At 68.7% G+C, this 13,516-nt stretch carries 12 protein-coding genes and 1 riboswitch; of the genes, 5 read left to right on the forward strand and 7 right to left on the reverse strand.

Annotated features, from left to right (window positions below):
* Window positions 1–80 precede the first annotated feature (80 nt).
* Window positions 81–212: riboswitch (cobalamin riboswitch) on the reverse strand.
* A 45-nt stretch (window positions 213–257) separates the two neighbouring features.
* The 6 genes from OO69_RS19930 to OO69_RS19955 form a co-directional block, all read right to left on the reverse strand.
* Complete coding sequence (locus OO69_RS19930; RefSeq protein WP_033282074.1) at window positions 258–764, reverse strand: GNAT family N-acetyltransferase; 507 nt, start codon at window positions 762–764, stop codon at window positions 258–260.
* A gap of 121 nt (window positions 765–885) precedes the next feature.
* Window positions 886–2,496 carry a monocarboxylate uptake permease MctP gene (mctP, locus tag OO69_RS19935; RefSeq protein ID WP_033282075.1) on the reverse strand — a complete coding sequence of 537 codons (1,611 nt, stop codon included), beginning with the start codon at window positions 2,494–2,496 and terminating at the stop codon, window positions 886–888.
* Window positions 2,493–2,768 (reverse strand): DUF3311 domain-containing protein, encoded by a 276-nt coding sequence (locus tag OO69_RS19940; RefSeq protein ID WP_033282076.1) that lies wholly within the window; start codon window positions 2,766–2,768, stop codon window positions 2,493–2,495. Before OO69_RS19940 ends, mctP begins: the two co-directional genes overlap by 4 nt.
* Before the next feature lie 148 nt (window positions 2,769–2,916).
* Window positions 2,917–3,129, reverse strand: a complete 213-nt coding sequence (locus OO69_RS19945) for a YbdD/YjiX family protein (protein ID WP_033282077.1) — start codon at window positions 3,127–3,129, stop codon at window positions 2,917–2,919.
* The gene (locus OO69_RS19950; protein ID WP_033282078.1) at window positions 3,101–5,242 is read right to left on the reverse strand and encodes a carbon starvation CstA family protein; all 2,142 of its coding nucleotides are present in this window, start codon (window positions 5,240–5,242) and stop codon (window positions 3,101–3,103) included. Before OO69_RS19950 ends, OO69_RS19945 begins: the two co-directional genes overlap by 29 nt.
* Before the next feature lie 101 nt (window positions 5,243–5,343).
* Window positions 5,344–6,108, reverse strand: coding sequence for a GntR family transcriptional regulator (locus tag OO69_RS19955; RefSeq protein WP_033282079.1), 765 nt, complete (start codon window positions 6,106–6,108; stop codon window positions 5,344–5,346).
* Window positions 6,109–6,417: 309 nt separating this feature from the next.
* Here OO69_RS19955 and OO69_RS19960 point away from each other — a divergent pair, with 309 nt between their 5' ends.
* The 4 genes from OO69_RS19960 to OO69_RS19975 all read left to right on the forward strand — a co-directional run bounded on the left by OO69_RS19960 (window position 6,418) and on the right by OO69_RS19975 (window position 11,158).
* Window positions 6,418–7,704, forward strand: coding sequence for an extracellular solute-binding protein (locus OO69_RS19960; protein WP_033282080.1), 1,287 nt, complete (start codon window positions 6,418–6,420; stop codon window positions 7,702–7,704).
* Window positions 7,705–7,809: 105 nt separating this feature from the next.
* Window positions 7,810–8,793, forward strand: coding sequence for a carbohydrate ABC transporter permease (locus OO69_RS19965; RefSeq protein ID WP_033282081.1), 984 nt, complete (start codon window positions 7,810–7,812; stop codon window positions 8,791–8,793).
* A complete protein-coding gene (locus OO69_RS19970) occupies window positions 8,790–9,653 on the forward strand; it encodes a carbohydrate ABC transporter permease (protein ID WP_033282082.1) in 864 nt (287 codons plus the stop codon). The genes OO69_RS19965 and OO69_RS19970 overlap by 4 nt, the downstream gene beginning before the upstream one ends.
* 8 nt (window positions 9,654–9,661) lie before the next feature.
* Window positions 9,662–11,158, forward strand: coding sequence for a glycoside hydrolase family 3 protein (locus tag OO69_RS19975; RefSeq protein WP_033282083.1), 1,497 nt, complete (start codon window positions 9,662–9,664; stop codon window positions 11,156–11,158).
* 187 nt (window positions 11,159–11,345) lie between these two features.
* Here the strand turns inward: OO69_RS19975 and nagB are convergent, their stop codons facing one another.
* A complete protein-coding gene (nagB, locus tag OO69_RS19980) occupies window positions 11,346–12,131 on the reverse strand; it encodes a glucosamine-6-phosphate deaminase (protein WP_033282084.1) in 786 nt (261 codons plus the stop codon).
* A gap of 214 nt (window positions 12,132–12,345) precedes the next feature.
* Here nagB and OO69_RS19985 point away from each other — a divergent pair, with 214 nt between their 5' ends.
* The gene (locus OO69_RS19985) at window positions 12,346–13,416 is read left to right on the forward strand and encodes an SIS domain-containing protein (RefSeq protein ID WP_033282085.1); all 1,071 of its coding nucleotides are present in this window, start codon (window positions 12,346–12,348) and stop codon (window positions 13,414–13,416) included.
* The last annotated feature ends 100 nt before the right edge of the window (window positions 13,417–13,516 follow it).

A 13,516-nucleotide genomic window follows, 5' to 3' on the forward strand; every position in this document is an offset into this window, starting at 1 on the left:
GCGGCAGTACACGAGCGCACGGGGCGTCGCGTCCACCGGCCCACTCCACGAGGCCCGGACGTCATGCGCCCTGACCGGGTGGCCGGGCGCGCGCCGTCGGCAGGTCCTCGGACTGGCCATGCGTGCATATGCACGTAAGTACACCGTTGCGGGACAGTTCCGGATTCGCACCGGATTCCCCTGCGGCGACAGCGAGCATGAGCATACATCTTGTGCTCGCCTGTCACGTCACCACCAGATGTTGTGTCGCGGTGGTTTCAGAGTGTCAGCTTGTAGGTGAGCAGAGTGAGATCGTCCAGGTGTGGCACGGGGTTCCAGTCGCGGTCGGGGGTGCGGATGAAGCCCAGGCGTTCGTAGATGCGGTGGGCCGCGTGCATGGCTGACTGGGTCGAGAGGACTACGGCTGTGCAGCCTTCCGTTGCCCGGGCGCGGTCGATGCAGGCGCGGACGAGGGCCTCGCCTGCGCCTCTGCCTCGGGCGGTGCGGGCGATTGCCAGTGCGCGGATCTCTGTCTCGCCGGGTTGCGCGATGTCTGCGGCTGGGCCGGGGCCGGGGACGAAGGTGACGCCGCCGAGGAGGTGGTCGCCGTCCACTGCGACGAGGACCTCGGCGGTGGCTGCCCGGCTTGCTACGTCCTTGAGTACGGGGAGGTAGGGGTCGTTCTCTCCGTAGTCGAGGAGGCCGTCGGTCAGGTAGGCGTCTGCTGTGAGGGTGCCGAGGTCTTCGTATTCGGTGGGGATTGCTCGGCGGATGAGGATGTCCATGTCGGTCAGTGTGTACGAACAGCGGGCCGCCGAGGGGGGTGCTCTCGGTGGCCCGCTGCGGGTTCGTTGTGGCTGGGCGCGCAGTTCCCCGCGCCCCTTAGGTGGGGACTGTCAGCCGGTGCTAATGAGTTGCCCCTGCTGTTGCCGGAGGGAGTTCTACCTCTACGCCCGGGTCGCCCGCGTCCGCCGTGTAGTCGCCGGGGTTTGTCTCGTCGATGCCCTCCGGCGCCTTGAACGCCCTCAAGGCGAACGTCAGGATCACCGTCACCACCACGTTCATCACGAACGCCGTCAGGCCGATGTAGCCGATTTCGCCGATGCCGGGGATCTTCTTGGAGGAGCCGCCGAAGTGGTCCTGGGTCGGGGAGGCTACGCCGTAGGCGGCGAGGGTGCCGTAGATCATGCCGACTGCCCAGCCGGTGAGGAGGGCCCAGCGGTGGGGCCAGCGGGTGAAGAGGCCGCCTACCAGGGACGGGAAGGTCTGGAGGATCCAGATGCCGCCCAGGAGCTGGAAGTTGATGGCGACTGTCTTGTCCATCGTCAGGACGAAGGCCAGGGCGCCCACCTTCACCAGGAGGGAGACGATCTTGGAGACCTTGGTCTCCTGGGCCGGGGTCGCGTCGGGCTTGATGAAGTCCTTGTAGATGTTGCGGGTGAAGAGGTTCGCCGCCGCGATGGACATGATGGCCGCGGGGACGAGGGCGCCGATGCCGATCGCCGCGAAGGCCACGCCCGCGAACCAGTCCGGGAACATGTTCTCGAACAGCTGCGGGATCGCCAACTGGCCGTTGGTGACCTTGACTCCGGCCGCGATCGCCATGAAGCCGAGCAGCGCGAGCAGGCCCAGCATCAGTGAATACAGGGGCAGGATCGTGGTGTTGCGGCGGATCACGTTGCGGCTCTTGGAGGAGAGCGTCGCCGTGATCGAGTGGGGGTACATGAACAGGGCCAGCGCCGAGCCCAACGCCAGTGTGGCGTACGTCCATTGGCCCGCCGGCGCGGGGACGAGTCCGCCCGCCCCGGCCGCCTTGAACTTGGCGCCCGCCGCGCTGAAGATGTCGTCGAACCCGCCGAGCTTGATCGGGATGTAGATGATCGCCACCGCGATGACGATGTAGATCAGGCCGTCCTTCACGAACGCGATCAGCGCGGGTGCGCGGAGGCCGGACGAGTAGGTGTAGGCCGCCAGTACCGCGAACGCGATCAGCAGCGGCAGGTCCTTCACGAACCAGTTGGAGTTCGCGCTGCCGCCCACCCCCATGACGTCCAACACGGCCTGGATGCCGACCAGTTGGAGGGCGATGTACGGCATCGTCGCGAGGATGCCGGTGATCGCCACCGCCAGCGAAAGACCCTTCGAGCCGAAGCGGCCGCGCACGAAGTCCGAGGTCGTCACGTATCCGTGCTTGTGCGACACCGACCAGAGGCGCGGGAGGAAGGTGAAGATCAACGGGTAGACGAGGATCGTGTACGGCACCGCGAAGAAGCCCGCCGCGCCCGCCGCGTAGACCGCCGCCGGGACCGCCACGAACGTATACGCCGTGTAGAGGTCGCCGCCGAGCAGGAACCAGGTGACCCAGGTGCCGAACGACCGTCCGCCCAGGCCCCATTCGTCGAGGCTCTGCTCGTTGTCGGCCCGGCGCCAGCGCGCGGCCATGAAGCCGAGGACCGTGACGGCCAGGAAGAAGAAGATGAAGACGCCGAGGGCGACGCCGTTCACGCCGTCGTTCACCGGTTACCTCCATGGCGGGTCCGCTGGTCGCGCTGCCACAGCTTGTAGGCCGTCATCGTGAGCACCGTCGAGATGAGCACCCAGAGCATCTGGTACCAGTAGAAGAACGGGATGCCGATGAACGTCGGGTCGAGCTTGGTGTAGGAGCCGACCCAGAGCAGCGCCACGAACGGCGCGACGAGGCAGACCGCGATGACGACACGGGCCGGTGTCACGACCGGTGCCGCGACGGGCGGTGCCACTTCGGGCGGTACTTCCGGCACATCTGACATATCGCGGCTCCGTCACCTTCGATGATCCCCTGTGTAATGCGGAGGCAATCTAGGTCACCGCGTCGCGCGAGCGGAAGACCTCATCCGTATATCGGCATGTCGATTCTGTGAAGACGTGACATCGGTGTCAAAGACGCGCCGAGCAGGCTCAACAGCAGCGGAAACCCTGGCGCGGGTCCGCCTCCTGCCGGTCCGTCCGCATCCGTTCGAAGTCGCGGCGGCTGGGGACCACCGCGTCGGGGTGGTTCCGGCGTGCGTGCGTGACATACCGGTCGTACGCCGACTCGTCCATCAACTCCCGGACGTACCAACGCACTCCACCGACCAGCCGGTTAGCCGCCCGCGTCAGCGCCGACCGCATCGCGCGCCACCTCCTCCTTCTCCTCCCGGGTCGGGATCAGCCCGGCCGGTGCCACGATGTTCGACTCGACGTACGGCGTCTCGCTCAGCGTGGAGAGCGCGGGGCGGCGGATGTGTCGAACACAGACGCGGAGGGCGTCCGCGATCACGACCACGACCAGTACCGCGAGAATGGCCGAAAGCACCCCGTCCACCGTGGAGTTGGTGACGACGGTGTGCATGTCGTCCATGGACTTGGCGGGCGGCAGGACCTTGCCCGCGTCGATCGCGTCCTGGAACACGGACCGTTGCTTGAAGAAGCCCACCTTCGGGTCGCCGGAGAACACCTTCTGCCAGCTCGCGGTCAGGGTGACCGTCGCGTCCCAGGCGAGCGGAATCCCGGTGATCCAGGCCCACTTGAGGCGTCCGGACTTCACCAGGAGGGTGGTGCAGACGGCCAGCGCGACCGCCGCGAGGAGTTGGTTGGCGATGCCGAAGATCGGGAAGAGCTGGTTGATCCCGCCGAGAGGTTCGTGGACGCCGACCCAGAGGAAGTAGCCCCAGAGTGCGCACACGATCGCGCTCGTCAGGGCCAGGCCCGGGCGCCAACTCACGTTCTTGAACGGCCTGTAGACGTTCCCGAGCATGTCCTGGAGCATGAACCGGCCCACCCGCGTGCCCGCGTCCAGCGCGGTCAGGATGAACAGCGCCTCGAACATGATCGCGAAGTGGTACCAGAAGGCGCGCAGGCTCCCGCCGGTCACCTTGGAGAAGATCTCCGAGACGCCGACCGCGAGGGTGGGCGCCCCGCCGGTGCGGGACAGCAGGCTCGCCTCGTCGACGTTCTTCGCGGCCTGCGCGAGGTCGGCGGGGGAGATGTGGTAGCCCCAACTGCTCACCACCTGCGAGGCGTTCTGCACCGTCGTGCCGATCGCGCCGGACGGTGTGTTCATCGCGAAGTACAGACCCGGGTCGATGATGCTCGCGGCGACCAGGGCCATCACGGCGACGGACGACTCCATCAGCATGGCGCCGTAGCCGATCATGCGGATCTGGGTTTCCTTCTGGATCATCTTCGGGGTCGTACCGCTGGAGATGAGCGAGTGGAAGCCGGACAGGGCGCCGCAGGCGATCGTGATGAAGACGAAGGGGAAGAGCGAACCGGCGAAGACCGGGCCGTTGCCGTGCTTGGCGAAGTCGGTGACGGCGGGCATCTTCAGGGCGGGCAGGGCGACCACGACGCCGATCGCGAGCAGGCCGATCGTGCCGATCTTCATGAAGGTGGAGAGGTAGTCGCGCGGGGCGAGCAGGGTCCAGACGGGGAGGATCGAGGCGACGAAGCCGTACGCCACCAGCCAGATCACCAGTGTCGAGGGCGCGAGGGTGAAGGCGCCGGCCCAGGACGACTCGGCGACCCAGCGGCCCGCGATGAGGGCGAGCAGCAGCAGGGCCACGCCGATGAGGGAGACCTCGGAGACCCGGCCGGGGCGAAGCACCCGTAGGTAGAGGCCCATCAGCAGGGCGATCGGGATGGTCATGCCGATGGAGAAGGTGCCCCAGGGGGAGGAGGCCAACGCGTTCACGACGACCAGGGCCAGCACGCCGAGCAGGATGATCATGATGGCGAAGGTGGCGATCAGCGCCGCCGCGCCGCCGAAGGGGCCGATCTCCTCGCGGGCCATCTGGCCAAGTGACCTGCCGTCGCGGCGGGTTGAGAAGAACAGCACCACCATGTCCTGGACCGCGCCCGCGAAGATGACGCCCACGATGATCCAGACCGTGCCGGGCAAGTAGCCCATCTGCGCGGCGAGTACGGGTCCGACGAGCGGGCCCGCCCCGGCGATCGCGGCGAAGTGGTGGCCGAGCAGGACGCGGCGGTCGGTGGGGTGGTAGTCGATGCCGTTGTCGAGGCGTTCGGCCGGGGTGGCCCGGGTGCCGTCGACCTTCAGGACCTTGTACGCGATGAACTTCGCGTAGAAGCGGTAGGCGATGGCGTACGAGCCGAGGGCGGCGGCGACCATCCAGGCGGCCGACACGTTCTCGCCCCGCGCCAGCGCGAGCACGGACCAGCCCGCCGCGCCGACGAGCGCGACGAGGGTCCAGACGACGATGGTTCGGACGTTCGCGGTACGCACCGGGGAGTCCTCCCGTCCATGCGGCGACGGGAGGAACGTAGAGCAACCCGGGTGACTCCGTAAGTCCCTTGGTCCTGTGGGCGCTTCAGTCGCGCCACGGACTAGTCCTGCGGGCGCTTGAGGCGGGCCACGAACTTGTACCTGTCCCCCCGGTACACCGACCGCACCCACTCCACCGGCTTGCCCTCCTTGTCGAGGGAGTGGCGGGAGAGCATCAGCATGGGCAGGCCGACGTCGGTGCTGAGGAGGCCGGCCTCGCGCGGGGTGGCCAGCGAGGTCTCGATGGTCTCCTCGGCCTCGGCGAGGTGGACGTCGTAGACCTCGGCCAGCGCGGTGTACAGGGACGTGTACTTGACGAGTGACCTGCGCAGGGCGGGGAAGCGCTTCGCGCTGAGATGGGTCGTCTCGATGGCCATCGGCTCGGCGTTGGCCATGCGGAGGCGCTCGATGCGCAGGACCCGGCCGCCGGCGGTGATGTCGAGCAGGTCGGCGAGGGTGTCGTCGGCGGTGATGTAGCCGATGTCCAGGAGCTGCGAGGTGGGTTCGAGACCCTGGGCCCTCATGTCCTCGGTGTACGAGGTGAGTTGGAGGGCCTGCGAGACCTTCGGCTTGGCGACGAACGTGCCCTTGCCCTGGATGCGCTCCAGGCGGCCCTCGACGACGAGTTCCTGAAGTGCCTGGCGGACGGTGGTGCGCGAGGTGTCGAACTCCGCGGCCAGCGTGCGCTCGGGCGGGACCGGGGTGCCTGGCGGCAACGTCTCCGTCATGTCGAGGAGGTGCTTCTTCAGGCGGTAGTACTTCGGCACACGCGCGGTGCGGACGGTGGCCCCACCCTCGTTCTCCGCACTGCTGACGTCGGTGCTCATGCTCCGCCTTCCCGGCTCCGGACAAGGGTCACTTGGTGATCCCCTCTGTATACCGTCGCCGTCTCTTTTGGTCTAGTCCACAGCGCCAAGTGGTCTAGCGGAAGAGAGTACTCCGGCACCGTTGTTTTCGCTGCCTTCTTACTTAAAGGTTCCTGCATATGTAGGTCGCATAACGGCTGGTCAGGGGTGTTTCGGGGGCTCTTGACAGGCCCTGTGGTCTGGTCCAAGCTCCCGGTACTGGTCTACACCATTGGTTCAGGTCCCGGCTCTTGGGCGGGAGGTGTGGCAGGCATCCCTGAGGAGGGTGGCGTGAAGCGCAAGCTGATAGCCGCGATCGGTATCGCGGGCATGATGGTCTCCATCGCGGCGTGCGGGGGCAACGACGACAAGGGCTCTTCGAACAGCGGCGCCGACGCCAAGGAGCTGACCGTCTGGCTCACCGTCGACGCGCAGAACAACTGGCCCCAGCTGGTGAAGGTGGCCGACGCGGCCGTGCAGAAGGCGCACCCGGGCGTCAAGATCAAGCACGAGTACTACGGCTGGCCGGACAAGAACACCAAGCTCGACGCGGTCCTCGCCACCGACAAGGCCCCCGACGTGGTCGAGATGGGCAACACCGAGATGCTGAGCTACATGGTCAAGGGCGCCTTCGCACCCGTGGACCCGGCCAAGTTCACCAACTCCTCCGCCTGGCTCGACGGCCTCAAGGCCTCCGTGACCTACGACGGCAAGACCTACGGCGTCCCGTACTACGCCGGTGGCCGCGTCGCCAACTGGCGCAAGGACATCGCCGCTTCGGTCGGCGTCAAGGCCCCGCCGACGACGTACACCGAGCTGACCGCCGACCTGGACAAGATCCAGAAGAAGGAAGGCAGCAAGTTCAGCGCCTGGTACCAGCCCACCCGTGACTGGTACGCGGCCATGTCCTTCGTCTACGACGCCGGCGGCGCCATCGCCACCCAGTCCGGCAGTGACTGGAAGGCCAGCCTCTCCTCGCCCGAGTCCATCAAGGGGCTCAACGAGTGGAAGTCGGTCATCGACAAGTACATGCACGGCGACAAGACCAAGGACGAGTCCGACCGTTACATCGTCTACGGCCAGGGCAAGGCGTCCATGATCTTCGCCGCCGCGTGGGAGGGCGCGACCGCCGCCGACCCGAAGAACGACAAGACCGGCGGCAAGCTGAAGACCGACCTCGTCAACTTCGTGATGCCCGGCCCGTCCGGCAAGAACATGCCCGTGTTCCTGGGCGGTTCGGACCTCGCCATCCCGGTGAAGTCCAAGGCGCAGGCGCTCGCCGCCGAGTGGATCAACGCCTTCACCGGTCCGTCCGGCCAGAAGGGCCTGATGGCCAAGGGCAACCTGCCGAACAACAAGACCGACCTCGCGACGCTGAAGAGCGACCCCGCGACGGCGGTCCCGGCCACCGCGGCCGAGTCCAACTGGTTCGTCCCGATGGCACCGGGCTGGGGCCAGGTCGAGAAGGCCCAGGTCCTGCAGACGATGCTGCAGAACATCGGCACCGGCAAGCAGTCGGTCGAGGACGCCGCGAAGGCCGCGGACACCGCGATCGACAAGGTCATCAACACCAAGTGACCTGAGTGCGGGGCCCTGTTGGACACCTTGGTGTTCTCGGGGCAGGGCCCCGCGCCCCGGACGAAGCACGGCCGTACGACCTGAGGGATCGCTGAGGAGCGCGCGATGAGTGCCGACACGACCACCCCTGCCAAGGTGCCGCCGCCGCGGCAGGCGCCCCCACCGCGCGTCTCCGACGCACCCCGCGGACGGCGGCCGTCGAGAGGGGCCGGGATCCCCTGGCTGCTGCTCGCGCCCTGTCTGCTCATCCTCGCCCTGGTCATGGGCTATCCGCTGGTCCGCCTGGTCACCCTGTCGTTCCAGTCCTTCGGCCAGTCCCAGCTGTGGGGCTTCAAGCCCGCCGAGTGGGTCGGCTTCGACAACTTCTCGGGCATCCTCGGCGACGGCGAGTTCTGGGGCGTCGTCGTCCGCACGATCGTCTTCGCGGCCGGCTCGGTCATCTTCACGATGGTCGCCGGCATGGCCCTCGCCCTGCTCCAGCAGAAGGTCTCCGGCTGGGTGAAGACCCTCATCAACGTTGTCCTGGTGGCCAGTTGGGGCATGCCGGTCATCGTCGCGACCACCGTCTTCAAGTGGCTCTTCGACTCGGACTACGGCGTCTTCAACGCGCTGCTCAGCAAGTTGCCCGGCGTCGACATGATCGGCCACAACTGGTTCGCCAGCGGCCCGCAGGGCCTCCTCGTCATCATGCTGCTCGTGGTGTGGGGCGCGGTGCCCTTCGTGGTCATCACGCTCAGCGCCGGACTCACCCAGGTCCCCCAGGAGTTGGAGGAGGCGGCCCGCCTCGACGGCGCCGGCGCCTGGGGCGTCTTCCGGTACGTCACCCTGCCCATCCTCAAGCCGATCATCGTGATGCTCACGACCCTCTCGGTGATCTGGGACATGGGCGTCTTCCCCCAGGTGTTCGTGATGCGCGGCGGCCACCCCGAGGCCGACTTCCAACTGCTCAGCACCTATTCCTACGACCGTGCCTTCGTCGTCAACGACTACGGACAGGGTTCTGCGATAGCCCTCGTCACGGTGGTGCTGCTGCTCGGGGTCGTCGCCGTCTACATGCGTCAGATGCTTCAGATCGGAGAGGTCGAATGAGCGCGCTCACGACCGATGCGCCCAAGACATCGGGTGGGGGCCGCCGTAGGCCGAAGCTGGGCTGGAACCTCCTCGGCCTGCTCGTCTTCGTCGTCGTCGGCTTCCCCCTCTACTGGATGCTCGACACGGCGTTCAAGCCGGCCAAGGACGCCATCGACCCGGACCCGAGCCTGCTGCCCACCGGCATCACGCTCGACAACTTCCGCCGGGCGCTGGACATCGCCGACTTCTGGGGCCCGGTCGGCCGCAGCCTCATCGTGTCCCTGTCGGTCGTCGTGATCGGCGTCGTCGTCGGCCTGCTGGCCGCGCTCGCCATCTCCCGCTTCGCCTTCCGGGGCCGCAAGATCGTGATCGTCGGCATCCTCGCGGTCCAGATGGTCCCGCTGGTCTCGATGATCATCCCGGTCTTCCTGCTGCTGAACGACCTCGACCAGTACGACAAGCTCTCGGGCCTGGTCATCACGTACCTGACCTTCATCCTCCCGTTCACGGTGTGGACGCTGCGCGGCTTCATCGTCAACATCCCGAAGGAACTGGAGGAGGCGGCCATGGTCGACGGCTGCTCCCGCACCGGCGCCTTCATCCGCGTGGTCTTCCCGCTGCTGGCCCCCGGCATGGTCGCCACCTCGGTCTACGGCTTCATCCAGGCCTGGAACGAGTACCTGTACGCCCTCATGCTGCTCAGCCAGGAGCACCAGACGGCGACCGTCTGGCTCGGCAACTTCACCACCAAGCACGGCACCGAGTACGCCCCGATGATGGCCGGCGCCACGATGATGGCCGTGCCGATCGTCGTCCTGTTCCTCATCGTCCAGCGCAAGATGGCCGCGGGGCTGACCGCGGGCGCTGTGAAGGGATAACACCACCGATGACGACACTCGCCAGCGGTACAGACACCCTGACGCGCGACGCCCTCACCGTCCTGCAACCGGGCTTCCCCGGCACCACGGCCCCCGACTGGCTGCTCCGGCGCCTCGGCGAAGGCCTGGCCTCGGTGGGTCTGTTCGGCCGCAACATCGCCTCCCCCGATCAACTGGCCGCTCTCACCGCCCAGTTGAGGTCGGAACGGGACGACGTGCTGGTCGCGATCGACGAGGAGGGCGGCGACGTCACCCGCCTGGAGGCCCGCACCGGCTCCTCCTTCCCGGGCAACCACGCCCTGGGCGCGGTGGACGACGTGGAACTGACCAGGGCGGTGGCCCACGAACTGGGCCGCAGACTCGCCGCCTGCGGCGTGAACCTGAACTGGGCCCCCTCCGCGGACGTCAACTCCAACCCCTCCAACCCGGTCATCGGCGTCCGGTCCTTCGGCGCGGACCCGGAGTCGGTCGCCCGGCACACGGCGGCCTACGTCACCGGCCTCCAGTCGGCGGGCGTCGCCGCCTGCACGAAGCACTTCCCGGGCCACGGCGACACGGCGGTCGACTCCCACCACGCGCTCCCGCGCATCGACGCCGGGCCGACGGTCCTGGAACACCGCGAACTGCTCCCGTTCCGCGCGGCCATCGCCGCCGGCTCCCGCGCGGTGATGAGCGCCCACATCCTGGTCCCCACCCTGGACCCGGACCGCCCCGCCACCCTCTCCCTCCGCATCCTCACCGACCTCCTCCGCGGCCAACTCGGCTACGACGGCCTCATCGTCACCGACGGCATGGAGATGCAGGCCATCGCCGCCACCTACGGCATCGAACGCGGCAGCGTCCTCGCGATCGCCGCCGGCGCCGACGCGATCTGCGTGGGCGGCGGCCTCGCGGACGACGAGACGGTACGACGGCTGCGGGACGCGCTGGTGGGAGCGGTACGGTCGGGCGACCTGCCGGAGGAGAGGCTGGCCGAAGCGGCGCAGCGGGTACGGGAGTTGGCCCGCTGGGCGGCTTCCGCCTCGCAGGAGGCCCCCGACCCCGCACCGGATGTGACGCGCGTCGACATCGGCCTCGTCGCCGCCCGCCGCGCCCTCACGGTCACCGGCGCCGAGGACTTCACCCCGCTCACCGCACCGCCGTACGTCGCTCTCCTCACTCCGGTCGCCAACATCGCCGTGGGCGACGAGACCCCCTGGGGCGTGGCCGCGGAACTGGCCCGGCTGCTGCCCGGCACGGAGACGGCCGGCTTCGCGGGGGACGACGCGGGGAGTGTGATCCTGCAGGCGGCGGGGACGCGGCGCATCGTGGCGGTGGTCCGGGACGAACACCGGCACCCCTGGATGGCGGCCGCCCTCGACACCCTGCTGGCCGCCCGCCCCGACACCGTCGTGGTGGAGATGGGTGTACCGCAGGCACCGCCCCGAGGCGCCCTGCACATCGCGACTCACGGCGCGGCCCGCGTCTGTGGCCACGCGGCGGCGGAGGTCATCGCGGGCGCGTGACGTGAGCCGGGGGAGCGACCCCGACCAGGGGAGCACCTCCGAAAACACCGGTGCCGGGCCTTCCACGAGCGGGCCCGGCACCGGCTTGTGCGGATATGAGACCGCGTCAGATTCCTTGCGGGTCGAGCTTGTTGAGGAAGCCGTGCCTCAGATTCCGTGCCGGTCAGGCTTGTTGAGGAACCGGTCCTCAGATGCCCTGCCAGTCCGGCTTGTTGACGAACGTGTGCCGGAAGTAGTCCGCGAGCTTCAGCTTGGACGCGGCACCCTCGTCGACGACGACCGTCGCGTGCCGGTGCAACTGGAGCGCCGACGCCGGGCACACCGCGGCGACCGGTCCCTCCACGGTCGCGGCGACCGCGTCCGCCTTGCCCTCGCCGGTCGCGAGCAGCACGAGGTGCCGGGCCTCCAGGATGGTGCCGATGCCCTGCGTGATGACGTGGTGCGGCACCTGCTCGATGTCGCCGTCGAAGAACCGCGCGTTGTCCACCCGTGTCTGCTCGGTCAGCGTCTTGATCCGGGTCCGCGAGGCGAGCGAGGAGCACGGCTCGTTGAACCCGATGTGCCCGTCGGTCCCGATCCCCAGTATCTGCAGGTCCACCCCGCCGGCTTCGCCGAGCGCCCGGTCGTACGCATCGCACGCCGCCAGCACGTCCTCGGCGGTGCCGTCCGGCCCGAAGAAGGCGTCCATCCCGATCCCGAGCGGCTCCAGCACCTCGCGCCGCAGGACCGAGCGGTACGACTCCGGATGCTCGGCGGGCAGCCCCACGTACTCGTCGAGCTGGGCGATCCGGGCCCGTGAGGTGTCCACGGCCCCGGCGCGGACCTTGGCGGCGAGGGCTTCGTAGATGGGCAGCGGCGTCGACCCGGTGGCCACGCCGAGAAGGGCGTCCGGCGTGCGCCGGAGCAGCTGTGCCATGGCCTCGGCGATGAGTTCGCCGCCCGACTTGGCGTCCGGAACGATGACAACTTCCACGCTGGCCTGCCGTTCTGCAGAGGGGCTTCGAGGAGCCCGGAAGAGCTGTGTGGTTTAGACCAATCCGCGCACCAATCTAACAGAGGAGGCCCTTGCCTCCCAGAGTTCGCCGCCTGTCCGAAAACCGGTAACCGCCCCACGGAGGCGCACCTCGCGCAGAGGGGGTGAAATGGACACCGCAGCACCGCCCCGACCGACCTCCGGAGGACCCCGCATGACCGCCACGAACCCGGCCCCCGACAGCGACCTCCCCGGCCGGATCATGGCCCGCGAGATGGCCGAGCAGCCCGCCGTCCTGCGCCGCATCCTGGACGAGGGCGCTCCGCGCATCCGCCAGGTCGCCCAGGAGGTGGCCGTACGCAAGCCCCGCTTCGTGCTGCTCACCGCCCGCGGCACCTCCGACAACGCGGCCCTCTACGCCAAGTACCTCCTGGAGATCCGCCTCGGCCTGCCCTGCGGCCTCACCTCGATGTCCACGACCACGGCCTACGGCGCCCGCCCCGACCTGACCGACGTCCTCGTCGTCACCGTCAGCCAGTCCGGCGGCTCCCCGGACCTGGTCGCCTCGACCCGGGCCGCCCGCGAGGCCGGCGCGATTACGGTCGCCGTGACCAACAACCCGGACTCACCGCTGGCCGCCGTGTCCGAGTACCACGTCGACATCATGGCGGGCCCGGAGAAGGCGCTCCCCGCGACCAAGACGTACACGGCCTCCCTCCTCGCGCTCTACCTCTTCGTCGAGGGCCTGCGCGGCGGCGACGGCGCGGCCGCCAAGGCGCTGCCCGACCTCGCCGAGCAGCTGCTCGCCCGCCAGGACGAGGTCCGCGCGCTGGCCTCCCGCTACCGCTTCGCCGAACGCATGGTGATCACCTCGCGCGGCTACGGCTATCCCACCGCCAAGGAAGCCGCCCTCAAGCTGATGGAGACCAGCTACATCCCCGCCCTCGCCTACTCCGGCGCCGACCTCCTGCACGGCCCCCTCGCCATGGTCGACAACGTCTCCCCGGTCATCGCGGTCGTGACGGCCGGCAAGGGCGGCGCCGCCCTCCAGCCCGTCCTCGACCGGCTGCGCGGCCGGGGCGCCGACCTCGTCGTCATCGGCCCGGCGGGCCAGGTCGAGCAGGCCTCGGCCGGTTTCGTCCTGCCCGTCGAGGAAGTCCCCGAGGAACTCCAGCCGGTCCTGGAGATCCTCCCGCTCCAGCTCCTCGCCTACGAGGTCACCATCGCCCGCGGCCAGGACCCGGACGCGCCCCGCGCCCTGGCCAAGGTGACGGAGACCCGCTGAACAGGCTGAACAAGGTGACGGAGACCCGCTGGGCAAGCCGAACAAGGTGACGCAGACCCGCTGATCGAGATGACGGAGACCCGCTGACCGCACGCCCCCG

Origin of the sequence: Streptomyces sp. NRRL F-525, from assembly GCF_000716605.1 — a bacterium.
Taxonomy (GTDB): Bacteria; Actinomycetota; Actinomycetes; order Streptomycetales; family Streptomycetaceae; genus Streptomyces.